Raw genomic sequence first — 25938 nt, 5'->3', positions numbered from 1 at the left:
CCGCGCCCGTGCGGGGCGCGGCACACCGGGGGAGGGGGCGGGGTCAGAAGCTCAGGGCGTCGTCCATCGAGCCCTGCCAGTACGTGACCCGGGCGCTGCTGTCCGTGTACGTCCCGGCGGGCAGCTCGAGGACCTTCGGGCCGCCGGTCGAACCCGCTCCGTCGCGCGGGGCGAACCAGACGGTCAGGTTCTTCGCCGGGCCGCCGTGCGACCCGCTGCCGTCGGCCGCCGACAGGGTGATCCCCGCGTACGCGCTCTCGCCCGGGGCGAGGGTGGCGACCGCCTGCGGCTTGCTGCTCTCGTCCACGGCGACCGCCGCCTGTCCTTCGTCGAAGCGCAGCACCGGCGCGTAGTAGGCGTTGCACGTCGTGCCGCCGGTGTTGGTCACGGTGAGCAGGGCGTGGTTGAGCGGGCGGCTGACGGGGCTGTAGACGACCCGTACGGTCGTCGCCGTGCACGACCGGTCCGTGGCGGCGGTGTCCTGGCCGGCGCTGCTGCCGCTGTTTCCGCCGCTGCTGTTCCCGCCGTTCTTGCCGTTCTTGCCGTTCTTGCCACCGGGGGTGGTGGAGCCGTGCGGGGATGTGCCGGTGCCGTGCGAGGCGCTTCCGGCCGGCGTCGCCGTCGCCGGCTCCGTCGTCCGGGTCGCCGTCGCCGCCGGCTCCGGTGCGGAGGACGCGGAGGGTGCGGAGGAGGACGGGGCGGCGGTGACCGGGGCCGGGGCCCGGCCCTCGTCCCGCGTTCCGTCCGCCGAGCCCTGGCAGGCGGTGAGGGAGAGGGCGGCGGCGGTGACGGCCGCGGCGGCGGCGATGCGGATGCGGTGGATGCGCATGGTGGTGGAACTCCCCGTTGTGTCGGTGCTTTTCGGTCGGTCTCGATCCGCCGTACTGCCCGTTCGACCAGTGCGGTGCGGCGTGGTCACAGGTTGCGGGGCGGCGGGTTCCGGACGCAACGCCGACCGGGCCATCGGGGACGCTGGAACGTTCACGGGTACGGTGACCAGCGGGAACGGCCTCTGCCTGGAACGCCGTTCCGGGACACAGGGGCACCGGGTACGGGGAGACGGGGAGGGGCGCGGTGGCGACCACACCGGAGGCGCAGGAGCTGGGCGCGCTGCTGCGGCGGTTGAAGGAACGCTCGGGGCACAGTTACGGAGTGCTCGCCGGACGCCTGCACGTCAGTACGTCGACCCTGCACCGCTACTGCAACGGGGACGCCGTACCGGCCGAGTTCGTGGCGGTCGAGCGGTTCGCGCGGCTGTGCGGGGCGGGACGCGAGGAACTGATCGACCTGCACCGGCGGTGGATCGTCGCGGACGACGCGCGGACACGGGGGCGTTCGGGGACGGGAACGAGACCGCCGGAGCCGGAGCCGGAGTCGGTGCCGGTGCCGGTAGTGGGGTCGGAGGCGGAGCCGGAGCCGGTGCCGGTAGTGGGGCCGGGGCCGGGCGCGAAGGCGGCTCCCGAACCGGAGGCGGCGACCCTCCCGGACGTGCCCGCCGGCGCCGCCGGAGCTGTTGGTGCTGTCGATCCCGCCGAAGCGGCAGAGCCCGCAGAGCCCGCAGAGCCCGCAGAGCCCGCAGAGTCCACCGAGCCCGCAGGGACCGCCGGTCCCGTCGCGTCTCCCCCGCCCCTTCGGGAGGAGTCCGTGCCCGGTCCCCGGGCCGACGGTCCGCGCCGGCGCCGGGTGCTCGTCGCGCTCGCCGCCGCGGCGGTCGTCGCGGTGGCCGTGCCGGTGGCCGTGTTCGCGACCGGTGGGGGCGGGGGCCGCCCGGACCGGTCGGCGCCGGGCTCCGTCCCGTCCGGCCCGGCGACCGGTGCCGCCGCCCTCGTACGCCCCGGCTCCTCCCCGAGCGCGACCCCGACGGCCACCCCGACCCCGACTCCGTCCGGTTCCGCCTCGGGCACCCCGACCGGGCTCCCCGGCACCGCGACCCCCTCGGCCCCGGCCTCGCGCCCGGCGCCGGGGCGGAACCCGTCGCCCACCGCCCCGCCGTCCGGCGGCGCGCCCGCGACCGGTGTTCCGCTGCGCGTCGGCATCAGTTCGTACAACTGGGAGCATCCCTGCGGGCAGTACTACCTGCTCGACGGCGAACCCGGCAGGGTCCCTCCGCCGCCGCCTCCCCAGGACCACAGGAGCTGGGCGCGTTCGCTGGGCGCGGTGGACGGCGGCGGCATGCGCCTGGAACTGACCGCCACGGGCCGGACGGCCGACTCCGTGGTGATCAACGACATCCACGTCCGGGTGGTGGGGCGCTCCGCCCCGCTGCCCTGGTCGGCGTACTCGATGGGCGAGGGCTGCGGCAGCGGTGTCGTCCCGCAGACGTTCGCCGTGGACCTCGACCGCTCCCGGCCCGACCTCCGGCCGGTCGCCGGTCAGGACGGCGACACGATCGTGCCGGCCAAGGACTTCCCCTACAAGGTCGCGTCCGACGACCCCCAGGTGCTCCGCTTCGACGTGACCACCGAGGCCCACGACGTGCGCTGGTACCTGGAGGTCTCCTGGAGCAGCGGCGACCGGAGGGGCGTGATCCGGGTCGACGACGGGGGCCGTCCGTTCCGTACCAGCGCGACCGCCGGGCGTCCCTCGTACATCTGGTGGGCCGAGCCGGGCGAGTGGCGCCCGTCCGAAGGGAACTGAACGCGCGACGGGCCCTAACGCGCGACGGGCACCCCTCACGTACGCGAGGGGTGCCCGTCGGTGCTCCGGGTGTCAGAGGCGCTCGGGCGTCCGGATGCCCAGGAGGGCCATGCCCTGGTGGAGCGTGCGGGCGGTCAGGTCGCAGAGGAAGAGACGGTTCTCCGCGACCTCCCGCGCCGGTGCCGGCTTGATGACCGGGCACTGGTCGTAGAACGTCGTGTACAGCGAGGCCAGCTGGTACAGGTACGCGGTCAGCTTGTGCGGCGCGTACTCGGCGGCGGCCTCGGCCACCGTCTCCGCGAACCCGTCCAGGTGCAGACCGAGCGCGCGCTCCGCCGGGGCCAGCTCCAGCTCCGGGTGGGCGGCGGGGACGCGGTCGCCGGCCTTGCCGAAGATCGACCTGATCCGCGCGTACGCGTACTGGAGGTACACCGACGTGTCGCCGTTCAGCGACACCATCTGGTCCAGGTCGAACTTGTAGTCCCGCGCGGCCGACGTCGACAGGTCGGCGTACTTCACCGCGCCGATGCCCACGTACTGGCCGTTCTCGACGATCTCCGCCTCGGTCAGGCCCACCTTCCCGGCCTTCTCGCGGACGACCGCCGTCGCCCGGTCCACGGCCTCGTCGAGGAGGTCCACCAGCCGGACCGTCTCGCCCTCACGGGTCTTGAACGGCTTGCCGTCCTTGCCCAGGACCGTGCCGAACGCCAGCTGGTGCGCCTTCACCTCGTCGTTCAGCCAGCCGGCCCGGCGGGCCGTCTCGAAGACCATCTTGAAGTGCAGCGACTGACGCGCGTCCACCACGTACAGCAGGGTGGTCGCCTTCAGGTTCTCGACCCTGTCCCGGATCGCCGACAGGTCCGTCGCCGCGTATCCGAAACCGCCGTCGGACTTCTGGACGATCAGCGGGGTCGGGTTGCCGTCCGGGCCCTTCACGTCGTCGAAGAAGACGCACAGCGCGCCCTCGGAGCGGACCGCGACGCCCGTCTCCTCCAGGATGCGGCAGGTCTCCGCCAGCATGTCGTTGTAACCGGACTCGCCGACGACGTCGGCGTCCCGGATGTCCATGTCCAGCTTGTCGAAGACCGAGTTGAAGTAGATCTTCGACTCGTCGACGAACCGCTGCCAGAGGGCGATCGTCTCCTCGTCACCGGCCTGGAGGTCCACCACGCGCGCGCGGGCCCGCGTCTTGAACCCCTCGTCCGAGTCGAACAGGGTGCGCGACGCCTTGTAGAGCCGGTTGAGGTTCGACATCGCCTCCTCGCCGGACACCTCGGCCTCCGGGGAGTGGTCCAGCTCGTGCGGGTGCTCGATCAGGTACTGGATGAGCATGCCGAACTGGGTGCCCCAGTCGCCGATGTGGTGGCGCCGGACCACCGTCTCGCCGGTGAACTCCAGGATCCCGACCATCGCCGCGCCGATCACCGCGGACCGCAGGTGGCCGACGTGCATCTCCTTGGCCACGTTCGGCTGGGCGTAGTCGATCACCGTCGTGCCGGCCGATCCGTCGAACGGCACGCCGAGGCGCGCGTCGGCGGCGCGGGCCGCCAGGGTCTCGACGATCGCCGCGTCGGTGACCGTGATGTTCAGGAAGCCGGGGCCGGAGACCTCGATCTCCTTCAGGACGTCGTTCGCCGGGATCGCCTCGACGACCTTCGCCGCCAGCTCGCGCGGATTGCCCTTGAACCGCTTGGCCAGCGCCAGGATGCCGTTGGCCTGGAAGTCGGCCCGGTCGCTTCGTCGCAGCAGCGGGTCGGCGGACGCGGCCTCCGGCAGGGCGGCCGAGAGTCCGTCCGCGAGGCGCTGCTGCACGGTCGAAGCGAGGGAAGGGACCGAGGCCATGAGCTTCCGTTCCTGTTGTCGTGTCGGATGTCCCCGTTTCGGGCGGGGCTCTGTCGCCCGTCAAGTGTCCCACGGGAGGGCAACGCGTTTTCTCCCCGGACGGCCCGCCTGTGGACAACTCCGTTTTCCCCGTCCTCCGCCCCGCGGACGTCCCCCGTCCCCTCCCGGCCCTCCCGACCTGTGGACAACCTCCGGGCGCTCCGCTCCGTCTGGGAGAATGGCTGACGCGAGACCGTGAGGGGTTCCGTCCCCTCCGTGAACACCGGCATGAACATCCGGGAAAGACCAAGGAAGAAGGACGTACCGACCGTGGCTCAGAGCAGCACCGAGACCGACTGGGTCTCCCGTTTCGCGGACGAGGTCATCGCCGAGTCGGAGCGACGTGCGCCTGGCAAACCGGTCGTCGTCGCCTCCGGACTCTCCCCGTCCGGCCCGATCCACCTCGGCAACCTCCGCGAGGTCATGACCCCGCACCTGGTCGCCGACGAGATCCGCCGCCGCGGGTACACCGTCCGGCACCTCATCTCCTGGGACGACTACGACCGCTACCGCAAGGTGCCGAACGGCATCGAGGGCATCGACGAGTCCTGGGCCGAGCACATCGGCAAGCCCCTCACCTCCGTCCCGGCCCCCGCCGGCTCGCCCCACCCCAACTGGGCCGAGCACTTCAAGGCCGCCATGGTCGAGTCCCTGGCCGACCTGGGCGTCGAGTACGACCCGATCAGCCAGACCGAGCAGTACACCGCCGGTGCCTACCGCGAGCAGATCCTGCACGCCATGAGGCACCGTGCCGACATCGACGCCATCCTCGACCAGTACCGGACGAAGAAGGCGCCGAAGAAGCAGTCCCAGAAGCCCCTCGACGAGGCCGAGCTGGAGGCCGAGGAGGGCTCCGGCGCGGCCGCCGAGGACGACGGCTCCGGCGGCGCCTCCGGCTACTTCCCGTACAAGCCCTACTGCGGGCGGTGCGAGAAGGACCTCACCACCGTCACCTCGTACGACGACGACACCACCGAGCTGGCCTACACCTGCACCGCCTGCGGCTTCGGCGAGACCGTCAAGCTCAGCGAGTTCAACCGCGGCAAGCTCGTCTGGAAGGTCGACTGGCCCATGCGCTGGGCCTACGAGGGCGTGATCTTCGAGCCCTCCGGCGTGGACCACTCCTCGCCCGGCTCCTCCTTCGTCGTCGGCGGCCAGATCGTCCGCGAGATCTTCGACGGCGTCCAGCCCATCGGCCCCATGTACGCCTTCGTCGGCATCAGCGGCATGGCCAAGATGTCCTCCTCGCGCGGCGGCGTGCCGACCCCCGCCGACGCGCTGAAGATCATGGAGGCGCCCCTGCTGCGCTGGCTCTACGCCCGCCGCAGGCCCAACCAGTCCTTCAAGATCGCCTTCGACCAGGAGATCCAGCGCCTCTACGACGAGTGGGACAAGCTGGAGGCCAAGGTCGCCGACGGCACCGCCCTGCCCGCCGACGCCGCCGCCCACTCCCGCGCCGCCCGCACCGCCGCCGGAGAGCTGCCCCGGACCCCCCGCCCGCTTCCGTACCGGACGCTGGCCTCGGTCATGGACATCACCGCCGGCCACGACGAGCAGACCCTGCGGATCCTCACCGAACTCGACCCGGAGAACCCGGTCACCTCCCTCGACGAGGTCCGGCCGCGCCTCGACCGCGCCGAGAACTGGATCACCAACCAGGTCCCGGCCGACCAGCGCACCATCGTCCGCGACGAGCCCGACGCCGAACTCCTCGGCTCCCTCGACGAGCAGGGCCGCACCTCGCTCCGCCTCCTCCTGGACGGCCTCGACACCCACTGGTCGCTCGACGGGCTCACCACCCTCGTCTACGGCGTCCCGAAGGTCATGGCCGGACTCGACCCCGAGGCCAGGCCGACGCCGGAACTGAAGCTCGCCCAGCGCGCCTTCTTCGCCCTGCTCTACAAGCTCCTCGTCAGCCGGGAGACCGGCCCGCGCCTTCCCACGCTGCTCCTCGCCGTGGGAGCGGAGCGGGTGCGGAGGCTGCTCGGCGCGTGAGCGACGCGAGCGTGAGCGCGTGAAAGGGCCGCCGCCCGGAATCCCGGACGGCGGCCCTTTCCCCCGTCATCGCGCGGACGCGGATCAGGGGGTGCGCTGCTCGGCCATCGACTTCCGGATCTCCTCCTGGATCTCCGGGATCAGCCGCTGGAGCAGATCGGGCTCGGGGAACCGCTGGAACCCGTAGTGCAGCGCCACCTGCCGTTCCAGCTCCGCGTCCTCCGGGAAGCGGTCGTGCTCCACGGCGTACGTCAGGCTGAGCTTGTGGGCGAGCTCGCGAAGCTCCTCGACCTGCTGGTCCCGCTCCGCGTACGCGGCCTCCTCCTCGCGCTCCGGGGACTCCTCGTCCCGCTCGCGCTCCGGTGGGGGCGCGGCACCCTCCGGTCCCTGCGGGGCCGGAGCCGGGGCCGGGGTCTGGGCCCGGGGCGGAGCCGGAGCGGGCTCGGGCTCCACGACGCGCCGGGGGTCGTACGTACCCGTGTACGTCTTCGTCAGGAGGCTCTGCGCGTCGAACCACGGACTCCCGTGGGTCACGTGGGCGGCCGGGTCCACCGCCGCCGGAGCGGCCCGGGAGACCTGCGGGGCCAGGGAGACCTGCGGGGCGTCGGCCCGTGCGAGTTCCTGCGGCGCGTGGGGCTGCGGCTGCGGGAGCGGGTGGGGCCCCTGTGCCCGGTCCCGCGACACCTCCCGCGCCTGCTGTTCGTACGCCTCGGCCGGCCGGGGCGGCAGCAGGACCGGCTCGATGCCCGCCGCCGCCAGACCCGCCGGAGCCGTCTCCGCCAGCGGCACCCCGTACCGGGCGAGCCGCAGCGGCATCAGCGCCTCCACCGGCGCCTTGCGCCGCCAGCTCCGGCCGAACCGGGCCTGCAGCCGGGCCTGGTAGATCATCCGCTCCTGTTCCAGCTTGATGACCTGCTCGTACGACCGCAGTTCCCACAGCTTCATCCGCCGCCACAGCCGGAACGTCGGCACGGGGGAGAGCAGCCACCGGGTGAGCCGGACGCCCTCCATGTGCTTGTCGGCGGTGATGTCCGCGATCCGGCCCACCGCGTGCCGCGCCGCCTCCACGGCCACCACGAACAGCATCGGGATCACCGCGTGCATGCCCACGCCCAGCGGGTCCGGCCAGGCCGCCGCGCCGTTGAACGCGATCGTCGCCGCCGTCAGCACCCACGCCGTCTGCCGCAGCAGCGGGAACGGGATCCGCAGCCACGTGAGCAGCAGGTCGAGGGCGAGCAGGACGCAGATGCCCGCGTCGATGCCGATCGGGAAGAAGTACGAGAAGGTGCCGAAACCTTTCTGCACGGCCAGCTCGCGCACGGCGGCGTACGAACCCGCGAAACCGATCCCCGCGATGACCAGCGCGCCGGCGACGACGAGGCCGATGAGTACTCGGTGTGTGCGTGTCAGCTGCATCGCGGCCACCCGCGATCCCTCCCGTCGTTCGACATCCCGCGCGCACAGAGTGGCACAGGTGAACGAAGCCCGGCCCCCGGGGAGGGGCGGGCTCCGTGTGAATGCGTGGTTTCGTGCCGGTTCGCTACTGCTTGTTGGCGGCCTCGACCGCCGCGACGGCCTCCTTGGCCGCGCCGACCGCTCCGTCCGCGACGGCCTTCTCCGTCGGGGACGGAGCCCCCGCGTACCCGGCGCCGTTGTACGACAGCAGGACCAGCACGTTGCCCGTGCGCACGACGACCGAGGCGTAGACGAAGTCCGCGTTCGTCTTGCGCACCTGGTACGTAACGGTCTTCGCCTCGTCGCCGACGCCCGGGGTCACGACGGTGCGCAGCTTCTTGGCGTCCGGGGTCGCCTCGGCCTTCGCCAGCTCCTTCGCGAAGTTCTCCCGCGCGCGCTCCTGGCCGCTGCCGAGCGAGACGTCCGACGCGTACCGGAAGAACGACACGTCCAGCCACCGGTACTGCGAGCCCTTCACGCCCTGGTCGTCGAGGCCGTTCCACGAACAGCCGCCACGGCTGGACAGGTCGCCGGAACCGGTCGGCGTGCCGTTCTTGGCCTTCGCCTTCGGCACCAGCGCCTCCGTCGTCTTCGCCGAGACCGACTGGCAGACCTGGGGCAGCTTCGCGAACTTCGCCGCCTCGACCGTCTTCGTCGTCTGCGCGGGCGACGGGGTCGCGGACGCCGACGCGCTCGACGCGGCCCCCGTCTTCGGCTTGCCGGAGTCACCGGAGTCCGAGGAGCATCCGGCTGCGACGAGCATCACCGGGACGGCTGCGCAGGCGAGTGTGCGGGTGAGTCGCGAGGCTGATCGCTGCATGGTTCCTTCAGTCGCTTGTCGTACGGTCCGGCCGCCGACCCGACGGCCGTGACCACCGGTACGGCCACGGGCTACGCCGACACGTTACGTGTTCGGCGCCCGCTCACGGAGCGGCACCGAACGGCTACTCCTCCAGGCGTTCGGCGAGCAGCCGGGCCAGGTCACGGGCCTTTTCCTGCAGTTCCCCGCTGTCCGGCGCCTCCGGGGAACCGGAGGTCTGCGCCCGGTAGGAGACGGTCACGAGCACGTTGGATGTGCGGAACACCACGCTGACGACCCGTTGGCGGCTGTTCGCGCCGAGCGTGCCGGTCACGTCGTCGAGGTACGCCGCGTCGCCGAGGCCCTCGAGGACGCGGGGTTCCAGACCGGTGGGGGCGGGGCCCCGGGAACCGGGAGTACCGGAAGCGCCGGAAGTGCCCGAACCGGTCGGGCCGGTGGCGGTCGGGGTGGGGGCGTCGCCCGCCGGGGGCCCGCCCGCCGCACCGGAGGTCGCCGTCGGTGTGCCGGCGGGCGCGCTCGTGGCCGCGCCGGTGGCCGGGGCGGTGGGGGTGCCGGCCGTCGTCGGCGGGGCGGTGGGCGGCAGGGGGACGTGTGCCGCGAGCTGCTTGCGGACGTACACCTCCTGCGCCCGGTCGTCGTCGCTGACGGCGGTGTCGTACGAGACCACCCGCTCGACGTCGAGGGTGAGCTGGTGCGAGGCGCCGGAGGCGTCGGCCTTCCACGCACAGCCGACGCGCCGGTCGTTGTCGTAGGTGACGACGGGACTGCCCCGGTACACCCTGGCCCGTTCGGCGTCGGGCAGCTCGGCCGCGCCCGGGAGCATGTTCTTGAGGGTGGCCTGCGGGACGGCGCCGCAGGCGTCGAAGAGGGTGCGGTAGCGGCCGGGGCGCGCGACGGCGGCGGCCGGGGCCGCCTTGGCGTCGACGGTCACCTCGTCGGCCGGGGCGCCGGAGGAACAGCCGGTGAGCCCCGCGCCGAGGCCGAGGCCGAGTGCGAGGACGGCGGCGGTGCGAGCCGTGGGCCCGGTGCGGCCGGAGGCGTACGTCTTTCGCTGCACGGTCCCAGGCTCCCTTCTCCCGAAGACTTTCCCGAAAACTGTTTGCCGCGCGAACCCGGCCGGTGGACACAATGTCTATCGCACACGCTGCCGTTGATGCCGGTCCCCTGTCACCTGTACGGGCTTTGGCTCCGGTTTTTGCGTTATCGGTCTTTTCGGGGGAATCGAGGGAGTATGTCGTACGTAGAGGTGCCGGGCGCGAAGGTGCCGATCAGGATGTGGGCCGACCCCGCCTCGGTCGAGGGCGGCGCCCTGCGGCAGCTGCAGAACGTGGCGACGCTCCCGTGGATCAAGGGCCTCGCCGTGATGCCGGACGTGCACTACGGCAAGGGCGCGACGGTCGGGTCCGTGATCGCGATGCAGGGCGCCGTCTGTCCGGCGGCCGTCGGTGTGGACATCGGCTGCGGGATGTCGGCGGTGAAGACCTCCCTGACGGCGAACGACCTGCCGGGCGACCTGTCGCGACTGCGGTCGAAGATCGAGCAGGCGATTCCGGTGGGGCGGGGGATGCACCGGGACGAGGTGGACCCCTCGCGGTTGTTCCAGTTCCCGACGGCGGGGTGGGACGACTTCTGGTCGCGCTTCGACGGGGTCGCGGAATCGGTCAAGTTCCGTCATGAACGTGCTCACAAGCAGATGGGAACGCTCGGATCCGGAAACCACTTCGTCGAGTTCTGTCTCGACGAGTCGGGTGCGGTCTGGCTGATGCTGCACTCCGGGTCGCGGAACATCGGCAAGGAGCTGGCCGAGTACCACATCGGCGAGGCACAGAAACTGCCGCACAATCAGGGTCTCGTCGACCGCGATCTGGCGGTCTTCGTCGCGGACACCCCGCAGATGGCGGCCTACCGGCACGACCTCTTCTGGGCCCAGGAGTACGCCAAGTACAACCGCGCGATCATGATGGCGCTGTTCCAGGAGGTCGTCCGGAGGGAGTTCCGCAAGGCCAGGGTGACCTTCGATCCGGTCATCTCCTGCCACCACAATTACGTGGCGGAGGAGCGGTACGAGGGCATGGACCTGCTGGTCACGCGGAAGGGTGCCATCCGGGCGGGCTCCGGGGAGTTCGGGATCATCCCGGGGTCGATGGGCACGGGCTCGTACATCGTGAAGGGCCTCGGGAACGCGGCGTCCTTCAACTCGGCCTCGCACGGCGCGGGCCGGAGGATGAGTCGGAGCGAGGCGAAGCGGCGCTTCTCGGCCCGGGACCTGGAGGAGCAGACGCGGGGCGTGGAGTGCCGCAAGGACTCCGGCGTCGTGGACGAGATCCCGGGTGCCTACAAGCCGATCGAGCAGGTGATCGACCAGCAGCGGGACCTGGTGGAGGTCGTCGCGAAGCTGAAGCAGGTCGTCTGTGTGAAGGGCTGAACCGCTTCCGCGGGACTTCGGCGGATCTCCGGGAGGGTCCGGGGACTGCGGGAATTCCGGGAGGAGAGGGGCCGGCGCGTGCGCGTCGGCCCCTCCCGCGCCTCTACGACGTGCGGTGGACCTTCGTGTTGGACGCCTGGGCGCGGGGGCGGACGACCAGGAGGTCGATGTTGACGTGCGGGGGGCGGGTGCAGGCCCAGGTGACGGTGTCGGCGACGTCGTCGGCGGTGAGCGGCTCGGCCACGCCGGCGTAGACGGCGGCGGCCCGGTCGGCGTCGCCGCGGAAGCGGGTGGTGGCGAACTCCTCGGTCTTGACCATGCCGGGGGCGATCTCGATGACGCGGACCGGGGTGCCGACGATCTCCAGGCGGAGCGTCTCGGCGAGGACGCGGGCGCCGTTCTTGGCGGCGACGTAGCCGGCGCCGCCCTCGTAGGTGCCGTGGCCCGCGGTGGAGGAGAGGACGACCACCGTGCCGTCGCCGCTCGCGGTGAGGGCGGGGAGGAGGGCCTGGGTCATGTGGAGGGTGCCGAGGACGTTGACCTCGTACATCCGGCGCCAGTCGTCCGGGTCGCCGGTGGCGACGGGATCGGCGCCGAGGGCGCCGCCGGCGTTGTTGACCAGGACGGCGAGGGTGCGGAAGGCGGTGGCGAACTCGTCGACGGCGGCGCGGTCGGTGACGTCGAGGGCGTACGCGGTGGCCTGGTGGCCGGCCTCGTTGATCTCGGCGGCGAGGGCTTCGACGCGGTCCTTGCGGCGGGCGGTGAGGACCACCCGGTAACCGGCGGCGGCCAGCCGCCTGGCCGTGGCGGCGCCGATCCCGCTGCTCGCTCCGGTGATGACGGCGATGGGGGTACCGGGGGCGGTCATGGCGTGCTCCTCGCGCAGGTGGTCGGTGTCGTCGATCGCCCGGTCAGGATAGGTGGGGGGTGAAGCGACCGGTCGAGGTGTTCGGGGGACGGGACGGCGCTGACACGCGGATCGTCGGATTGTCCGAAGATGTGAAGTTTCCTGGGTATTTTGTGCGCATGCGTGGATTGCGGAAGGCTGTGCTCGGGGCCGTTCTCGCGGCCGTGACGGTGGGAGCGGGTCCGGCCGCCGGCGCCGCGGGGTCCGTGCCCGGACCCGAGGCCGATCTGTCCCACCACGGTCACGTCTCCCTCTGGGGCGGACGGGTCGGGGTCTGGCTGGTCAGCGAGAACCACGGGCCCTCCGACCTCGCACAGGCGACGGTCCGGATCGCCTTCTCCTCGCCGATGGAGGGCGGACGGGAACTGCCGCCCGCCTGTCTGTGGAGCAGCGACCGGGTGGTGTCCTGCCGCACGGGGGAACTCCTGGCGGCCGGCGGGACCGGGGAGCTGGTGCTCGACCTGTGGACCGCGGGGCTCCCGGACGAGATGACGGTGGAGATCACCACGGCCTGGCGGGACGGGGCGGCCGATCCCGACCCCGAGAACGACCGCCACCGCGTCCTGGTGCTCGCCACCGGCGACCCCTACGTCTTCTGAGCCGCCGCCTTCCGCGTCCACGACGGCCGTCCGGTGCCGGTCCGTACGATTGCTGCATGACGCAGAAGAGTTCCGCCCGGCGCGAGGCGCTGATGGGCGAGTTGTACGGGGAGGCCCGTCGCTACATGGCCGCCTACGCCCTGTTCAACCAGGCCGTCGCCGACCATCTGGGGCTCCACCCGACCGACGTGCAGTGCCTGAACCTGCTCGGTCTGGAGGAGGGGCCGGTGACCACCGGGCGGGTGGCCGAACTGACCGGCCTCACCACGGGCTCCGCCACCCGGCTCGTCGACCGCCTGGAGCGGGCCGGGTACGTGACGCGCGAGCGCGACGCCGAGGACCGGCGGCGGGTCCTGGTGGCGCTCGTCCCCCGGCGGACGGTGGAGCTCGGGACCCTGTGGCGGAAGCTCAACAGCACCTGGGGCACGATGTTCGACGTCTACAGCGACGCCGAGGTCGCCCTGCTCATCGCCCATATGCGGCGCACCGTCGAGGTGAGTGCCCGTCAGGTCGAGCGGCTGCGCGGCGGCGACCTGGACCGTCCGGCCGGGGACGGACCGGCCGGGAGCGAACGGGCCGGGAGCGAACGGGCCGGGAGTGAACGGCCCGAGGGCGAGCCGGCGGGCGCGGTGCTCCGGGGCCCGTCCGAGGTCCCGGTGCCGGACGCTCCCTAGCGTGCGGCGGTCCCGCCGAACTCCCGTACCGCGTCGGTGACGATCGCCTCCAGGCGGGCGTGGTGGGCGCCGCGCCAGTAGATCCGGTCGCACTCCACGCACCGGGCGAACACGTCGTACGTCTTCTCGGTGCCCTGTTCGAGGCGTTCGCGCACCGCGTCCTTGTCGGCGCCGCTCAGTTCCCCGTTGCACGCCGTGCAGCGGGTCCACGGCGCGAGCGGCGGCGCGAACCGTTCCAGGACGTCCCGGAGCTGTTCCTCCGGGCGGTCGCTGTAGACGTACGCGCCCGCCCACAGCTCCCGGCGGCGCAGCAGCCCCCGGTCCCGGGAGAGCATGACGCGCTGCTCCCGGGCGGAGAGGGCGGCCAGGGCCGGGTCGCCGATGTCCTCGCTCTCGTAGGCCGCGTCCACACCGAGCAGACGCAGCCGCCGGGCGAGGGTGCCGAGGTGCACGTCGAGCAGGAACCGGAGCGGGGCGCCGGGGACCCGCTGGGGGCGGGTGACGCTCTCCACCTCGACCGTCTCACCCGCGTCCGGGACGTGCGAGGTGTCGACGGGCCGCCCGTCGACCAGGAGCCGTCCGGCCTCGGTGAGGGGTACGCCCAGTGATTCCACGACGTGGCCGAGCGAGGAGGAGCCGTCGGTGATCACGGGGGTGCGGCCCGAGCGCCGTTCCGCCGAGACGAAGAGCCGCAGGCCGGGGGCGAAGCTGATGTGGATCTCCGGTCCGTTCACGGGGACAGGATGGCACCGGGGCCGGGCGGACGGCCAGGGATTTCGCCTCGCCCCGGCCCGGCTCGCCCTGTCCCGTCCCGTCTCGTCCCCGGGCGGGGAGGACGGGGCGAGGAGGCCGGAGGGCGCCGTCAGGGGCGGAACGCCTTCGCGTGGTCGGCGGCCCAGGTGGCGAAGGTGCGGGCCGGATGGCCGGTCAGTTCCTCGACGGTGCCGGTCAGGGGAACCGGTCGGCCGTCGTGGGAGGCCCAGTGGGAGAGGAGGGCGTCCGCGAACGCTTCCGGTATGTGGGCGGCCGTCGACTCCTTCCATGTCCCGGGCGCGACGGCGGTGTACGGCGCGGGGCGGCCCGTCGCCCCGGCGACGACCGCCAGTTGTTCGGTGAAGTCCAGCGATTCGGGACCCGTCAGCAGGTACGAGGAGCCGCGCAGCCGGGGCTCGGTGAGGACGGCGAGGGCGGCCTCGGCGACATCGCGCTCGTGGATCGGGTCGCTGTGGGCGTGCGGGTACGGCAGGGCCGGTCCGTGGCCGCTCCGGAGGGCGGGGGCCCACTGGAGGGCGTTGGTGGCGAAGGCGCCCGGCCGGAGGAGGGTGACCTCGAAGCCTCCGGCCCCGGCGGCGGCCGTCAGGGCCCGCTCGGCCATGAGGTGGGAGGCGGCGATCGCGTTCCCGGCGGCGTCCGGGGCGAGGACGGAGCTGGAGGAGAGGAGGACGACGTGCTCGACGCCGGTGGCTCGGGCCCGCTCGGCGAAGGCGGCGGCGTGTGTGGGGTCGGCGTACAGGAAGACGGATTCGGCGCCCTTCAGGGCGGTGTCGAAGGTGGCCGGATCGGAGAGGTCGCAGCGCACGGTGGCGGTTCCGGCGGGCGGGGACAGGCCGGCGGGGTCCTTGGAACCGGCCCTGGCGTCGATGCCGGCGGAGGCGAGGAGGCCGAGCAGGGCGGTGGCGACGCGGCCGCGGCCGCCGGTGACGAGAACGGTCATGGGGGTCCTTTCCGGAAGGGGGCGCCGGTGGAGGAGGGGCGCTGCCGACGGGCCGCGCGCCGTGAATCCACTGCGTCACGAATAGGTTGTGTTACGCAGATAACGATTCGTGACGAGGTCGCTGTTCGTCAACCCCGAAAAAACCTGGGGTACCGTCCCGGCATGAAGATCACCGACCTCGCACCGGAGGACCCCCGGCTGGAGAGCGACCTCCTGCCGGTGCTCTCCGAACTCCGCCCCCACCTCACCCCGGAACTCTTCCGGGAGGTCTACGGGGCCGGGCACGCCCAGGGGCTGCGGTTCAGCGCGGCCTACGCGGACGACGGCCGCTGCGTCGGTGCGGCCGGCTGGCGGATCGTCGTCAACACCAGCTCCCTGCGCAGCCTCTACGTCGACGATCTGGTGACGGCCGCAGCCGACCGCTCCACCGGCGTCGGGCACGCCCTCCTCGCCCACCTGGAGACCCGTGCCCGCGCGGCCGGCTGCCATGAACTCAACCTGGACTCGGGCACCCACCGCACCGGCGCCCACCGCTTCTACCTGAGGGAACGCTTCGACATCGTGGCCTTCCACTTCACCCGGCCGCTCACCGCGCCGGATCAGACCCCCTGATCCGGACCCGCCAGGCCGAACCGCCAGTCGTTGCACCGCATCGGACGGCCCGGCGGGTACGCGAGGTCCCGCTCGCCGCGCAGCTCGAACCCGGCCCCGCGGCACACCGCGTTCGAAGCGGCGTTGTCCGTCGACGGAAACGCGTGCAGGAAGCGGCGGAGGCCCGCCGCCCGTGCCCCTGCGGCCTCCATGTCCTCCGCGACCCCCGCGCCCTCCGCGACCCCCGCGCCCTCCGTGACCTTTGTGCCCTTCACGACCTCCGAGACCTCCGCGATCACCGCGCGCGCGGCGGCCGTCGCCACGCCCCGGCCCTGGAAGCCCGGCAGTACGGCCCACCCGGTCTCGTACACCGGTTCGTCGTCCCAGGTCCGCGGCCAGAAGCCGACGCTGCCCGCCGTGACCTCCTCCGGGAGCAGTACGACCCGGAACATGCGGCCCGCGTCCGGGGCGCCCGCGCTCATCCCCACGTACCGCAGGTGGCGCCGCGCGAGCTGTTCCCCGGTCTCCGGGCCGCCGAGGTGGTCCGTCAACTCCGGTGCGTTCAGGGCTCGCAGCAGACCGTCGTCCTCCGCGGACCAGGGTTCCAGGCGTACGCGTGTGGGCTCGTCCATGCCCGTACGGTAGGTCAGGGCTCCGACAACGCGCGGGCGTACGCCGTCGGCGGCACCCCGATGGTCGCCGTGAAGTCCCGTACGAGGTGGGCCTGGTCGCTGTAGCCCAGCTCGGCCGCGAGGGCCGCCCAGTCCGGGGGACCCGCCGCCCCGGCGGCCCCGGCGCGTTCCAGGGCCTCGTGCGTCCGGTAGCGCAGGATCACCCACTTCGGGCCGACCCCGACGTGGTCGGCGAAGAGGCGCTGGAGCGAACGCGGCGACAGGCCCGACGCGGAGGCGAGCCGGGACACCTTCCGGATCGTACGGTCCGCGCGGATCAGGTCCACCAGCTCCACGGCCCGGTCGGCGGCCGGATCGGGGACGGGGCCGTGGGCCAGGAGGAAGGCGTCGAGCGCCGCCACGCGCGCGTGGTCGTCGTCGGGGGAGAGGACGGAGGCCAGGACGTCGGGACTCGCGCCCCCGCTTTCGCTCCCACCCGGGAACGCGTCCGCGCCTTCACCCGCGCCCGGGAACGCGCCCGCGTCGTCACCCTCGTCCCCACCCGGGAACGCGCCCCCGCCCCCACCCGCCTCCGGGAACACCCCGTTCAGCGGGACCCTGCGGCCCGTCCACGCCGACGCCGGCCACGCGGGCGCGAAGGGGCGGAAGCCGCCGGGGCGGAACTGGATTCCGCAGACCCGGCCCGCCCCCGCCAGCTTCCGGGTGGACAGGCCGAGTCCGATCCCCGAGACCTCGGCCGACGAACGCGCGGTTTCCGCCGGGGCGCCGAGGGGGCCGTACCGCTGGAAGACGACGTTCACCGACGGGTGCGGGACGAGGTGGGCCGCGTACGGCTCGGACAGCTCCCAGTCGATCAGCCAGTAGTGCTCCAGGTAGGGCCGCAGTTCCGGCGCCGGTACGTGCCGGCGGAAGCGGACGCGGGAGAACAGTCCGGCGGGGTCGACGATGCCCCGGGTGTCCCGGCGGGGAGCGGAATCGGGCATGGTCCGCATGCTAGGCGCGTGCCGTCGCGTTTCTTCAAGACCCGCCCGCGCGCGCCTCCTAGCGTCGGTTCCATGACGAATGACGCCACACCCCGCATCGGTGACCTGCTCCGCATCGCGGCGGCCGACGCCGTCCCCGTGGTCGGGGGCACCGACGACGCGTCGCTCGGCGCACCCACGCCCTGCGCCGAGTACGACGTGCGTGCCCTGCTCAACCACCTCTTCAACGTCGTCGTGAACTTCCAGGTCCTCGCCGCCAAGGGGACGCCCGACTTCTCGGAGACTCCGGACCGGGTCTCCGGGGCCGACTGGCGCGAGCTGTTCGGGACGGAGACCGGGAAGCTGGTCGAGGCGTGGTCGGCGCCCGGCGCCGACGAGGGCACGTCCGGTGCGATGGGGCTGCCCGCGCGGACGGTCGGCGCCATGGTGCTGCTCGATCTGACCGTGCACGCCTGGGACCTGGCCCGGGCCACCGGCCGGACCTTCGAGCCCGACCCCGTCGTGGTGGCGGAACTGGCCGGGGAGGTGGAGCGGATGGCGCCGATGGGCCGCGAGATGAAGGTCTTCGGGGAGGCCGTCGAGCTGCCGGAAAGCGCCACCGCCTTCGAGCGCCTGCTCGCGACGACGGGCCGCGACCCGCGCGCCCGGTGAGCCCGGGACCGGCGCGCCGGCCGCCCCTCCCCGGCCCGGTGCGCGCCCACAGGCCCTCTTGTGCGGACCGCACAACCGTTCCAAGGTGACGGAAGAGGGAGATTCCGGCCGGGGAGGGAGCGGCGCATGTCCGGAGCACAGGCATGGGAGTTCACGGACGACAGGGGCGAGGAGCTGCGGGCGGACCACGTGCCGAGGCGGGTGGTCGCGTACGTACGGGCCGGGGCCGCCCTGTACGACCTGGGGGTGACGCCGGTCGCCGTGTACGGCTCCGGGCACGACGGCGACACGCCCGACCCGGCGAAGGCGGGCATCCTGGAGGCGGTCGGCGTGCCGTACCTCGGCCCCGGCCGGGGCCTGGACGAGGAGGGCCTGGGGGCGCTGCGGCCGGACCTCGTGGTCGACGTGACGTACGACGGGAAGGACCCGTACGCGCTGGACGGGGGGCTCGCCGCACGGATCGGGGTGCCGCTCGTCGTGCTCTCCGTCGGCGGCGGGTCCGGCCTGCGGGACATTCTCGGCCGGTTCGACGCGCTGGCCGCCGGCCTGACGTTCCTGGGGCCGCACGCCGAGCACGGGGAGGCGGGGGGACGGAAGGCCGCCGGTCCGCACACCGCGCACCCGGAGGGCGTCGGCCCGGAAACCGTCGGCCAGGAAACCGGGTACCCGGTGACCGCGAGCCCGGCGACCGGGCTCGGCCGGGGAGCCGCGCTGGCGGAGTTCGCGTCGGCGGAGGCCGCGCTCCGGGAGGCCGTCGTACGGACCGGGCTCGGGGTGCTCGCCCTCTCCGGGGCGGGGCCCGACGAGGTGCACCTGGCCCGCCCTCGGGCGTGGCCCGAGCTGGCGTGGCTCTCCGGGATCGGCGTCCGGATGATCGACCCCGGTCCCGGACCCGGGGCGAACTGGCTCACCACGGACTGGGAACGGCCGGCCGGACTCCGCCCGGATCTGGTCCTCTTCGACAACCGGGGGCACGCCACGCCCCCGTACGGCCTCCCGTCCGGGGTGCGGCTCGTCCCCTGGAACCCGGAGACCCCGCCCAGCCCCGCCGCGTACGCCCGGTTCCTCCGCGACCTCGCGGAGGTACTGGCGCCCTGACTCCGCTTCCGGTCAGGCCGGGGCCATCGCGAGGCGGGAGCGGAGGGACCGGGCGAACTCCTCCGCGCGGGCGAGCTGCGTCTGGAGTTCCGCGACCCGCTCGGCGGCGGCCTGCTCGTAGCGGTGGACGCGGGACACGAGCGCGGTCCGCTCGTCCGGGTCGAGCGCGGTGTCCGTCCCCGGCCGGTCGGCGGCCAGCAGGTCCATCGCCGTGAGGAGTTCACGGGACTCGTCGAGGGTGAAGCCGAGCGGCGTCATCCGGCGGACCACCATGAGCCGGGCCACGTCCTCGTCCGTGTAGAGGGGGAAACCGCCCGGCGAGGCCGCCGAGGGGGCGACCAGGCCGCTGTCCTCGTACTGCCGGATGGTGCGCAGGGGCAGCCCGGTCCGTGCGGCGACCTCGGAGATCTGCATGGGCTCGCCGGCCGTTCGTACTCCGCTCACGCGTCAGGTCCTTCCTCGTACGGGGCTCCCACAGGGCGTAAGGCGCTCCCATCGGGGGATGAGCACTCCGTGAGGAGGCGCTTCCGCGAGGGAGCGAGCCCCTCCCGGGGGCGCGGCTTCCACGTATGACATCCCATTCGTCCTAACTTCATCACTTATGCGCGCGAGAACGGCGGCGAAACGCCTGCTCGTAGACCGTCCGCAGGAGAATCCGTAGGCCGTCGGCGGGAGAACGGGAGAAGCCGTGGACCGTCGGCGGGAAGAAGGGGCGGAACGCGGACGGGACCCGCGGGACCGTCCGGGCCTCAGGGCGGCCCGGGACGAGAGGCCGGCCTCGGGGTCCTCGGGGGACGGCGGGGGAGCCTCAGGGGCGTCCGGGACGGCGAGCGGTTCTCCCCGGAACCGAAGCCGGAGCCAGCGCCGGGGCCAGGGCCGGAGTCAGCGCCGGCACCGGGGCCAGGCCCGCGCCCGGGCCCGCGCGGTCCCGGCTCAGGGCCACACCAGGCAGTACGGCTGGTGCCCCGCCTCGTGCAGCCGGTGGCTGAAGTCCTGCCATTCGTGGAGGAGCCGGTAGACGTCGAAGGCGTCGCGGGGGCCGCCCCGGTCGGGGACGGTGGACCAGATGAAGGCGGCGGCGCCGACCGACTCCTCGCCGATCGCGCGCAGGGGGTCGACGACGGTCATGGGCAGCTTCACGACCGCGTAGTCGGGGTGCAGCACGACCAGTTCCAGCGGGGGCACCTTGTGCAGGGGCATGCCCTGGATGCCGGTGAGGACCATGGCCGCTATGGTCTCCGGCTTGATCTTGGTGAACATGCCGCCCATGCCCAGCTCGTCGCCGCCCAGCTCCTCCGGGCGCATCGAGATGGGGACGCGGGCCGCCGTGGCGCCGTCGGGCGCTCCGAAGTACTTGTACGTCACCCCCAACCGGCTCCTCCCGCTTTCCGTGGCCGTTCCGTCCGGAGAGCCCGGACCTCCCGGCCGGGCCGGCTTGCCCGGATTTCCCGGGACCGGGTCCTCGGTCCGCCGGCGCCGGTGCCTTCCCCGCCGGGCAGACTCCGGACCCAGGTCTCCCGTCCCCTCGCCCGGTCCGCCACCGCGATGCATATCTCCACCCGACTGCTTTTTCTCGGCAGCACGACTCCGCCGCGCAACCCGATCATCGTGTCAGTGACCTCCCCCACGCACCCGCGGCGAAACACCCGTCCGCGAGAACGCCGTGGCCTCTGACACCATGGAATCCGTGAGTCATCCCTATGACGCCCCAGTTTCGCAGACGCGGAGGGCGGGCGCCCCGGCGTAACGCACAGGATGTCCACGCCGTCCCTCCGTTCCCGATGTCGTGACCGACGTCGTTCTCGCAGGTCAGGATCACAGTGCCGTATTCATACGAAGCCCCAGTCTCACAGACGCTTTTCGACCGCGCTTCCCTCGTGACGCCCGGCGGCGTGAACTCACCGGTGCGTGCCTTCCGGGCGGTGGGCGGAACGCCCCGGTTCATGGTGTCCGGTTCCGGTCCGTACCTCACCGACGCGGACGGGCGCGAGTACGTCGACCTGGTCTGTTCGTGGGGGCCGATGATCCTCGGCCACGCGCACCCCGAGGTCACCGCCGCCGTGCGGGAGGCCGTGGAGCGCGGCACCTCCTTTGGTACGCCCGGCGAGGGCGAGGTCGCGCTCGCCGAGGAGATCGTCGCGCGGATCGAGCCGGTCGAGCAGGTGCGCCTGGTCTCCTCCGGCACCGAGGCGACGATGTCCGCGATCCGGCTCGCGCGCGGGTTCACCGGGCGCGCGAAGGTCGTCAAGTTCGCGGGGTGCTACCACGGCCACGTGGACGCGCTGCTCGCCGCGGCCGGCTCGGGCGTGGCCACCTTCGGCCTGCCGGACACGCCCGGTGTGACCGGCGCGCAGGCCGGTGACACGATCGTGCTGCCGTACAACGACCTGGAGGCGGTGCGGGCGGCGTTCGCCGCGCACCCGGGTGAGATCGCCTGTGTGATCACGGAGGCGTCGCCGGGCAACATGGGCGTCGTCCCGCCGGCCGAGGGCTTCAACCAGGGCCTGGCGGACCTGTGCCGGGAGAACGGCGCGCTGTACATCTCCGACGAGGTGATGACCGGTTTCCGCACCTCGCGGGCCGGCTGGTACGGCGTCGACGGCGTGCGGCCCGACCTGATGACCTTCGGCAAGGTCATGGGCGGCGGCTTCCCGGCCGCCGCGTTCGGCGGCCGCGCCGACGTCATGGGGCACCTGGCCCCGGCCGGGCCGGTCTACCAGGCGGGCACCCTCTCCGGGAACCCGGTCGCCACCGCCGCCGGCCTCGCGCAGCTGCGGCTGCTCGACGACGCCGCGTACGAGAAGGTGGACGCGGTCTCGCGGGAGATCCAGGGCCTGGTCACCGGCGCGCTGGCCAAGGAGGGCGTGGCGCACCGGCTGCAGACCGCCTCCAACATGTTCTCGGTCTTCTTCACCGCCGACGAGGTGCGCGACTACGACGGGGCGAAGCGGCAGGAAGCTTTCCGCTTCAACGCCTTCTTCCACTCGATGCTGGCCGACGGGGTGTACCTGCCGCCGTCCGCGTTCGAGTCCTGGTTCGTGTCGACCGCGCACGACGAGCGGGCCGTCGAGCGGATCGCCGCCGCCCTGCCGGCCGCCGCCCGCGCCGCCGCGGAGGCCACGGCATGAGCGACGCGACGAACGGGCGCACCGGGGAGAAGCACCTGAGCGGGACCGGGCGCCCCACCGGCACCGAGGTCGCGACCGGCTCCGCGACCACGCCCGAGGACCGGGTCCGGGCGAAGAGCGACGACGACGTCACCGTCGTCCACCTGATGCGCCACGGCGAGGTGCACAACCCCGACGGCGTCCTCTACGGGCGCCGCCCCGGCTACCACCTCTCCGACCTCGGCCGGCGGATGGCGGACCGGGTCGCGGAGCACCTGACCGAGCGCGACATCACGTACGTCGTCGCCTCCCCGCTGGAGCGGGCGCAGGAGACGGCGGCGCCGATCGCCGCGTCCCACGGCCTGGACCTGGACAGCGACCCGCGTCTCATCGAGGCGGCCAACGTCTTCGAGGGCAAGACCTTCGGCGTGGGCGACGGGGCGCTGCGCAAGCCGGCGAACTGGAAGCACCTGACCAACCCGTTCCAGCCGTCGTGGGGCGAGCCGTACGTCGAACAGGTCGTCCGCATGATGGGCGCGCTGGACGCGGCGAAGGACGCGGCCCGGGGGCACGAGGCGGTCTGCGTCAGCCACCAGCTCCCGATCTGGATCGTCCGCAGCTTCGTGGAGAAGCGGCGCCTCTGGCACGACCCGCGGCGGCGGCAGTGCACGCTGGCCTCGCTGACGTCGTTCACGTACCGGGGGGACACGATCGTCTCGGTGGGGTACAGCGAGCCGGCCCGGGACCTCGTCCCGGCGCACCTCCTCGCGGGCGCGAAGCCGGCCAGGGGGAAGTCGGCCGCGGGGAAGTCGAAGGCTTTCGGCGCGTAGGACGTTCTCCGGCGCTTTCCGCACGGCACTGGACAGCGCCGCGGAGAAGGGCCACAGTTCGGGGCGTTCGGATGATGTTCCTGTCATTCGAACGCCCTGAAATCTTTGTGCCCATTCCCGGAACCTCCGTGTTCCTCCTCGCATCTCACTGATTGTCGGTTTGGATGACGTTTAGGTCATACGTCAGCGCGAATGGGGAAGACATGCGCGAAATCAGTGGGATCTCTCGAAGGGGGCTGCTCGGGGCGGGCGTTGGTGCCGCGGCGGCCGTGGGCGTCGCGGCGTGCAGCACCTCGAAGAAGGACAATACGGGTCATCCCGGACCCAACAGGCCCGGCGACGCCACGACGGGCTCCGGCACCCCCGCCCCGACGAAGGACGCCGTCCGGCTCATCGGCGACGGGTCCACCGCCGACACCGGCAAGCAGCCCCACCAGCCCGACGCCCCCGTCCCGCTCGAACCCGGCCAGACCCCGCCCCAGTTCGTGATCTTCTCCTGGGACGGCGCCGGCGAGGTCGGCAACGGCCTCTTCCCCCGCTTCCTGGAACTCGCCAGGAACCACGGCGCGGCGATGACCTTCTTCCTCTCCGGGATCTACCTCCTCCCCGAGTCGAAGAAGAACCTCTACCGCCCGCCGAACAACCGCGTCGGCGCCTCCGACATCGGCTACCTCACCGACCCCCACATCAAGGACACCCTGAAGTACGTCCGGCAGGCATGGCTCGACGGCCACGAGATCGGCACCCACTTCAACGGGCACTTCTGCGGCGGCTCCGGCTCCGTCGGGAACTGGACCCCGGCCCAGTGGCAGAGCGAGATCGACCAGGCGGTGAAGTTCGTCACCCAGTGGAAGACGAACAGCGGCTGGACCGACCTCGACCCGCTCCCCTTCGACTACTCCAAGGAGCTCGTCGGCGGCCGCACCCCCTGCCTCCTCGGCCAGGACAAGCTGCTCCCCACCGCCAAGCGGCTCGGCTGGCGCTACGACGCCAGCTCGCCCGGCGGCCGCCAGACCTGGCCCGAGAAGCGCCAGGGCGTCTGGGACCTGCCGCTCCAGGCCGTCCCCTTCCCCGGGCACTCCTTCGAGGTCCTCTCCATGGACTACAACATGCTCGCCAACCAGTCGAAGAACTCGACGAAGGGCATGCCCTCGCGCTACCCGGGCTGGCGCAGGCAGGCGACGGAGGCGTACCTCTCCGGCTTCCGGCGCGCGTACGAGACCAACCGCGCGCCCTTCTACATCGGCAACCACTTCGAGCAGTGGAACGGCGGCATCTACATGGACGCCGTCGAGGAAGCCCTCAAGGGGATGGCCGGGAAGAAGGACGTCCGGCTCGTCTCCTTCCGGCAGTTCGTGGACTGGCTCGACGTCCAGGACCCCAGGATCCTCGCCAGACTGCGCGGCCTGGGAGTCGGCCAGAAGCCGGCCGGCGGCTGGAACGCCTTCCTCCGGCCCGCCCCGGCGACCCCCACGGGCGCCGGGAGGACCCCGTCGGCCCCGCCGTCCGCTTAGCCGGTCTTGACAAGGGGCTTTACGGGCACGTAGGGGGGTGGCCAAGATCCCCCAAACGCTCATGCGAAACTTTTCACATGAGCCCTAGCCGCGCCCCTCGACGCACCCTGCTCGCCGTCGGAGTGCTGACCGCCGCCCTCGCGCTCTCGGCCTGCGGCGGCGACGGCGGCGGCACCTCCGGCGGCGGCGGCAACACCAACTTCGTCACCAGCAAGGGCGGCGTCTCCACCGCCGCCAAGGGCAGCCGGGCGGCCACCGGGAAGCTCGCGGGCGAGACCCTCGACGGCAAGCGGCTCGACGTCGCCGACCTCAAGGGCAAGGTCGTCGTCCTCAACGCCTGGGGCTCCTGGTGCGGCCCCTGCCGCGCCGAGGCCCCCCACTTCGCGAAGGTCGCCGCCGACCTCGAGGGCAAGGGCGTCGCGTTCGTCGGCCTCAACACCCGCGACTTCAACAAGCAGCAGGCGCTCACCTTCGAGCAGGACTACAAGGTCCCCTACCCGAGCCTCTACGACCCCGACGGCAAGCTGATCCTCTTCGGCTTCCCCAAGGGCACCCTCAGCCTCCAGGGCATCCCCTCCACCGTCGTCCTCGACAAGGAGGGCAGGATCGCCGCCCGCGCCCTGCTGGCCCTCGACGAACAGAAGCTCCGCTCGATGATCGACCCGCTTCTCAAGGAGAAGTGACCCGGTGAACGAGACGGTCACCAGCGGAGCCCTGCTGCTCGCCCTCCCCCTCGCGGTCCTCGGCGGCCTGGTCTCCTTCTTCTCGCCGTGCGTCCTGCCGCTCGTCCCCGGCTACCTCAGCTACGTGACCGGCGTCACCGGCACCGACCTCGCGGACGGCCGCCGCGGCCGGATGACCGCCGGCGCCGCCCTCTTCGTCCTCGGCTTCACCGCCGTGTTCGTCTCCGGCGGCGCCCTCTTCGGCTACTTCGGGTCCACCCTCCAGGAGTACCGGGGGACGCTCACCACGGTCCTCGGCGTGCTCATGATCCTCATGGGCGCGTTCTTCCTCGGCCTGATGCCCTGGATCACCCAGCGCGAGTTCCGCTTCCACCGGAGGCCCGTCGCCGGCCTCGTCGGCGCCCCCCTGCTCGGCGCCCTCTTCGGCATCGGCTGGACCCCGTGCATCGGCCCGACCCTCGCCTCCGTCAACGCGCTCGCCCTGGAGCAGGCCAGCGCCGGGCGCGGCGCGGTGCTCGCCTTCGCGTACTGCCTCGGTCTCGGCGTACCGTTCGTGCTCGCGGCCGTCGCCTTCCGCAAGGCGCTCGGCGCGTTCGGCTGGGTCAAGAGGCACTACGCGTGGGTCATGCGGATCGGCGGCGGCATGATGGTCCTCACCGGGGTCCTGCTCCTCACGGGCGCGTGGGACAGCATGGTGGCCACGATGCAGGGCTGGTCCAGCGGTTTCACGGTGGGGATCTGA

At 72.7% G+C, this 25938-nt stretch carries 24 protein-coding genes and 1 pseudogene; 13 read left to right on the top strand and 12 right to left on the bottom strand.

Annotated elements, in window-relative coordinates; translation table 11 throughout:
* Positions 1 to 43: 43 nt before the first annotated feature.
* Positions 44 to 829, bottom strand: a complete 786-nt coding sequence (locus ACZ6AQ_RS21740) for a DUF4232 domain-containing protein (protein ID WP_468761472.1) — start codon at positions 827 to 829, stop codon at positions 44 to 46.
* Between the two features lie 245 nt (positions 830 to 1074).
* On the opposite strand from ACZ6AQ_RS21740, the gene ACZ6AQ_RS21735 reads away from it, so the two are divergent.
* Positions 1075 to 2637 (top strand): helix-turn-helix domain-containing protein, encoded by a 1563-nt coding sequence (locus ACZ6AQ_RS21735; protein WP_468761470.1) that lies wholly within the window; start codon positions 1075 to 1077, stop codon positions 2635 to 2637.
* Positions 2638 to 2709: 72 nt separating this feature from the next.
* Here the strand turns inward: ACZ6AQ_RS21735 and argS are convergent, their stop codons facing one another.
* Positions 2710 to 4479, bottom strand: a complete 1770-nt coding sequence (gene argS / locus ACZ6AQ_RS21730; RefSeq protein WP_468761468.1) for an arginine--tRNA ligase — start codon at positions 4477 to 4479, stop codon at positions 2710 to 2712.
* Between the two features lie 267 nt (positions 4480 to 4746).
* Between argS and lysS the strand changes: the two genes are divergently transcribed.
* Entirely contained in the window at positions 4747 to 6513 is a 1767-nt protein-coding gene (lysS, locus tag ACZ6AQ_RS21725) for a lysine--tRNA ligase (protein WP_468761466.1), read from the top strand.
* 84 nt (positions 6514 to 6597) lie between these two features.
* Here lysS and ACZ6AQ_RS21720 read toward each other — a convergent pair whose 3' ends face one another.
* From ACZ6AQ_RS21720 to ACZ6AQ_RS21710, 3 genes are all read right to left on the bottom strand, one after another.
* A complete protein-coding gene (locus ACZ6AQ_RS21720; RefSeq protein WP_468761464.1) occupies positions 6598 to 7938 on the bottom strand; it encodes a DUF2637 domain-containing protein in 1341 nt (446 codons plus the stop codon).
* A 115-nt stretch (positions 7939 to 8053) separates the two neighbouring features.
* The gene (locus ACZ6AQ_RS21715) at positions 8054 to 8788 is read right to left on the bottom strand and encodes a DUF3558 domain-containing protein (protein ID WP_468761462.1); all 735 of its coding nucleotides are present in this window, start codon (positions 8786 to 8788) and stop codon (positions 8054 to 8056) included.
* A gap of 124 nt (positions 8789 to 8912) precedes the next feature.
* Complete coding sequence (locus ACZ6AQ_RS21710; RefSeq protein ID WP_468761460.1) at positions 8913 to 9845, bottom strand: DUF3558 domain-containing protein; 933 nt, start codon at positions 9843 to 9845, stop codon at positions 8913 to 8915.
* A gap of 174 nt (positions 9846 to 10019) precedes the next feature.
* Between ACZ6AQ_RS21710 and ACZ6AQ_RS21705 the strand changes: the two genes are divergently transcribed.
* The gene (locus tag ACZ6AQ_RS21705; RefSeq protein WP_468761458.1) at positions 10020 to 11213 is read left to right on the top strand and encodes an RtcB family protein; all 1194 of its coding nucleotides are present in this window, start codon (positions 10020 to 10022) and stop codon (positions 11211 to 11213) included.
* A 103-nt stretch (positions 11214 to 11316) separates the two neighbouring features.
* On the opposite strand, the gene ACZ6AQ_RS21700 is transcribed toward ACZ6AQ_RS21705, so the two are convergent.
* Positions 11317 to 12081 (bottom strand): SDR family NAD(P)-dependent oxidoreductase, encoded by a 765-nt coding sequence (locus tag ACZ6AQ_RS21700; RefSeq protein ID WP_468761456.1) that lies wholly within the window; start codon positions 12079 to 12081, stop codon positions 11317 to 11319.
* A gap of 158 nt (positions 12082 to 12239) precedes the next feature.
* On the opposite strand from ACZ6AQ_RS21700, the gene ACZ6AQ_RS21695 reads away from it, so the two are divergent.
* The gene (locus ACZ6AQ_RS21695) at positions 12240 to 12719 is read left to right on the top strand and encodes a hypothetical protein (protein ID WP_468761454.1); all 480 of its coding nucleotides are present in this window, start codon (positions 12240 to 12242) and stop codon (positions 12717 to 12719) included.
* Positions 12720 to 12775: 56 nt separating this feature from the next.
* Positions 12776 to 13255, top strand: a pseudogene (locus ACZ6AQ_RS21690) (MarR family winged helix-turn-helix transcriptional regulator); the annotation flags it as partial.
* Positions 13256 to 13389: 134 nt separating this feature from the next.
* Here ACZ6AQ_RS21690 and ACZ6AQ_RS21685 read toward each other — a convergent pair.
* Both ACZ6AQ_RS21685 and ACZ6AQ_RS21680 read right to left on the bottom strand, forming a co-directional pair.
* Positions 13390 to 14127, bottom strand: a complete 738-nt coding sequence (locus tag ACZ6AQ_RS21685) for a Mut7-C RNAse domain-containing protein (RefSeq protein WP_468761452.1) — start codon at positions 14125 to 14127, stop codon at positions 13390 to 13392.
* 128 nt (positions 14128 to 14255) lie between these two features.
* The gene (locus ACZ6AQ_RS21680; protein ID WP_468761450.1) at positions 14256 to 15107 is read right to left on the bottom strand and encodes an NAD(P)H-binding protein; all 852 of its coding nucleotides are present in this window, start codon (positions 15105 to 15107) and stop codon (positions 14256 to 14258) included.
* A gap of 162 nt (positions 15108 to 15269) precedes the next feature.
* Between ACZ6AQ_RS21680 and ACZ6AQ_RS21675 the strand changes: the two genes are divergently transcribed.
* Positions 15270 to 15719, top strand: a complete 450-nt coding sequence (locus ACZ6AQ_RS21675) for a GNAT family N-acetyltransferase (RefSeq protein WP_468761448.1) — start codon at positions 15270 to 15272, stop codon at positions 15717 to 15719.
* On the opposite strand, the gene ACZ6AQ_RS21670 is transcribed toward ACZ6AQ_RS21675, so the two are convergent.
* Positions 15707 to 16330: a GNAT family N-acetyltransferase gene (locus ACZ6AQ_RS21670; protein ID WP_468761446.1), complete on the bottom strand. Its 624-nt coding sequence runs from the start codon at positions 16328 to 16330 to the stop codon at positions 15707 to 15709. The two genes, ACZ6AQ_RS21675 and ACZ6AQ_RS21670, sit on opposite strands and share 13 nt — an antisense overlap.
* Positions 16331 to 16344: 14 nt before the next feature.
* Complete coding sequence (locus ACZ6AQ_RS21665) at positions 16345 to 17313, bottom strand: DUF6597 domain-containing transcriptional factor (protein WP_468761443.1); 969 nt, start codon at positions 17311 to 17313, stop codon at positions 16345 to 16347.
* Positions 17314 to 17385: 72 nt separating this feature from the next.
* Between ACZ6AQ_RS21665 and ACZ6AQ_RS21660 the strand changes: the two genes are divergently transcribed.
* Together ACZ6AQ_RS21660 and ACZ6AQ_RS21655 are read left to right on the top strand one after the other, a co-directional pair.
* The gene (locus tag ACZ6AQ_RS21660) at positions 17386 to 17964 is read left to right on the top strand and encodes a TIGR03086 family metal-binding protein (protein WP_468761442.1); all 579 of its coding nucleotides are present in this window, start codon (positions 17386 to 17388) and stop codon (positions 17962 to 17964) included.
* A gap of 126 nt (positions 17965 to 18090) precedes the next feature.
* On the top strand, positions 18091 to 19062 hold the full coding sequence (locus ACZ6AQ_RS21655) for an ABC transporter substrate-binding protein (protein WP_468761440.1): 972 nt from the start codon (positions 18091 to 18093) through the stop codon (positions 19060 to 19062).
* A 12-nt stretch (positions 19063 to 19074) separates the two neighbouring features.
* Here the strand turns inward: ACZ6AQ_RS21655 and ACZ6AQ_RS21650 are convergent, their stop codons facing one another.
* Positions 19075 to 19476: a MerR family transcriptional regulator gene (locus ACZ6AQ_RS21650; RefSeq protein ID WP_388699171.1), complete on the bottom strand. Its 402-nt coding sequence runs from the start codon at positions 19474 to 19476 to the stop codon at positions 19075 to 19077.
* A 519-nt stretch (positions 19477 to 19995) separates the two neighbouring features.
* Entirely contained in the window at positions 19996 to 20613 is a 618-nt protein-coding gene (locus tag ACZ6AQ_RS21645) for a hypothetical protein (RefSeq protein ID WP_468761438.1), read from the bottom strand.
* A gap of 269 nt (positions 20614 to 20882) precedes the next feature.
* On the opposite strand from ACZ6AQ_RS21645, the gene hemL reads away from it, so the two are divergent.
* From hemL to ACZ6AQ_RS21620, 5 genes are all read left to right on the top strand, one after another.
* A complete protein-coding gene (gene hemL / locus ACZ6AQ_RS21640) occupies positions 20883 to 22190 on the top strand; it encodes a glutamate-1-semialdehyde 2,1-aminomutase (RefSeq protein WP_468761436.1) in 1308 nt (435 codons plus the stop codon).
* A 146-nt stretch (positions 22191 to 22336) separates the two neighbouring features.
* Positions 22337 to 22999 (top strand): histidine phosphatase family protein, encoded by a 663-nt coding sequence (locus ACZ6AQ_RS21635; protein ID WP_468761518.1) that lies wholly within the window; start codon positions 22337 to 22339, stop codon positions 22997 to 22999.
* Between the two features lie 203 nt (positions 23000 to 23202).
* Positions 23203 to 24513 carry a polysaccharide deacetylase family protein gene (locus ACZ6AQ_RS21630; RefSeq protein ID WP_468761434.1) on the top strand — a complete coding sequence of 437 codons (1311 nt, stop codon included), beginning with the start codon at positions 23203 to 23205 and terminating at the stop codon, positions 24511 to 24513.
* Between the two features lie 77 nt (positions 24514 to 24590).
* The gene (locus ACZ6AQ_RS21625) at positions 24591 to 25196 is read left to right on the top strand and encodes a TlpA family protein disulfide reductase (protein ID WP_388699057.1); all 606 of its coding nucleotides are present in this window, start codon (positions 24591 to 24593) and stop codon (positions 25194 to 25196) included.
* Positions 25197 to 25200: 4 nt separating this feature from the next.
* On the top strand, positions 25201 to 25938 hold the full coding sequence (locus tag ACZ6AQ_RS21620) for a cytochrome c biogenesis CcdA family protein (RefSeq protein WP_468761432.1): 738 nt from the start codon (positions 25201 to 25203) through the stop codon (positions 25936 to 25938).

The sequence above is a fragment of the Streptomyces sp. NPDC041191 genome (assembly GCF_055591945.1).
This window is presented reverse-complemented; position numbering and strand designations above follow the sequence as displayed.

Bases quoted from the DNA above. Each gene is read 5' to 3' on its own strand.
- ACZ6AQ_RS21670 (WP_468761446.1), bottom strand. From the start codon at position 16,330: ATGGACGAGCCCACACGCGTACGCCTGGAACCCTGGTCCGCGGAGGAC.
- ACZ6AQ_RS21655 (WP_468761440.1), top strand. From the start codon at position 18,091: ATGTCCGGAGCACAGGCATGGGAGTTCACGGACGACAGGGGCGAGGAG.
- ACZ6AQ_RS21680 (WP_468761450.1), bottom strand. From the start codon at position 15,107: ATGACCGTTCTCGTCACCGGCGGCCGCGGCCGCGTCGCCACCGCCCTG.
- argS (WP_468761468.1), bottom strand. From the start codon at position 4,479: ATGGCCTCGGTCCCTTCCCTCGCTTCGACCGTGCAGCAGCGCCTCGCG.
- ACZ6AQ_RS21650 (WP_388699171.1), bottom strand. From the start codon at position 19,476: ATGCAGATCTCCGAGGTCGCCGCACGGACCGGGCTGCCCCTGCGCACC.
- ACZ6AQ_RS21645 (WP_468761438.1), bottom strand. From the start codon at position 20,613: ATGCATCGCGGTGGCGGACCGGGCGAGGGGACGGGAGACCTGGGTCCG.
- ACZ6AQ_RS21665 (WP_468761443.1), bottom strand. From the start codon at position 17,313: ATGCCCGATTCCGCTCCCCGCCGGGACACCCGGGGCATCGTCGACCCC.
- ACZ6AQ_RS21675 (WP_468761448.1), top strand. From the start codon at position 15,270: ATGAAGATCACCGACCTCGCACCGGAGGACCCCCGGCTGGAGAGCGAC.
- ACZ6AQ_RS21740 (WP_468761472.1), bottom strand. From the start codon at position 829: ATGCGCATCCACCGCATCCGCATCGCCGCCGCCGCGGCCGTCACCGCC.
- ACZ6AQ_RS21695 (WP_468761454.1), top strand. From the start codon at position 12,240: ATGCGTGGATTGCGGAAGGCTGTGCTCGGGGCCGTTCTCGCGGCCGTG.
- ACZ6AQ_RS21700 (WP_468761456.1), bottom strand. From the start codon at position 12,081: ATGACCGCCCCCGGTACCCCCATCGCCGTCATCACCGGAGCGAGCAGC.
- ACZ6AQ_RS21715 (WP_468761462.1), bottom strand. From the start codon at position 8,788: ATGCAGCGATCAGCCTCGCGACTCACCCGCACACTCGCCTGCGCAGCC.
- ACZ6AQ_RS21660 (WP_468761442.1), top strand. From the start codon at position 17,386: ATGACGAATGACGCCACACCCCGCATCGGTGACCTGCTCCGCATCGCG.
- lysS (WP_468761466.1), top strand. From the start codon at position 4,747: ATGAACATCCGGGAAAGACCAAGGAAGAAGGACGTACCGACCGTGGCT.
- ACZ6AQ_RS21630 (WP_468761434.1), top strand. From the start codon at position 23,203: ATGCGCGAAATCAGTGGGATCTCTCGAAGGGGGCTGCTCGGGGCGGGC.
- ACZ6AQ_RS21635 (WP_468761518.1), top strand. From the start codon at position 22,337: ATGCGCCACGGCGAGGTGCACAACCCCGACGGCGTCCTCTACGGGCGC.
- ACZ6AQ_RS21625 (WP_388699057.1), top strand. From the start codon at position 24,591: ATGAGCCCTAGCCGCGCCCCTCGACGCACCCTGCTCGCCGTCGGAGTG.
- ACZ6AQ_RS21705 (WP_468761458.1), top strand. From the start codon at position 10,020: ATGTCGTACGTAGAGGTGCCGGGCGCGAAGGTGCCGATCAGGATGTGG.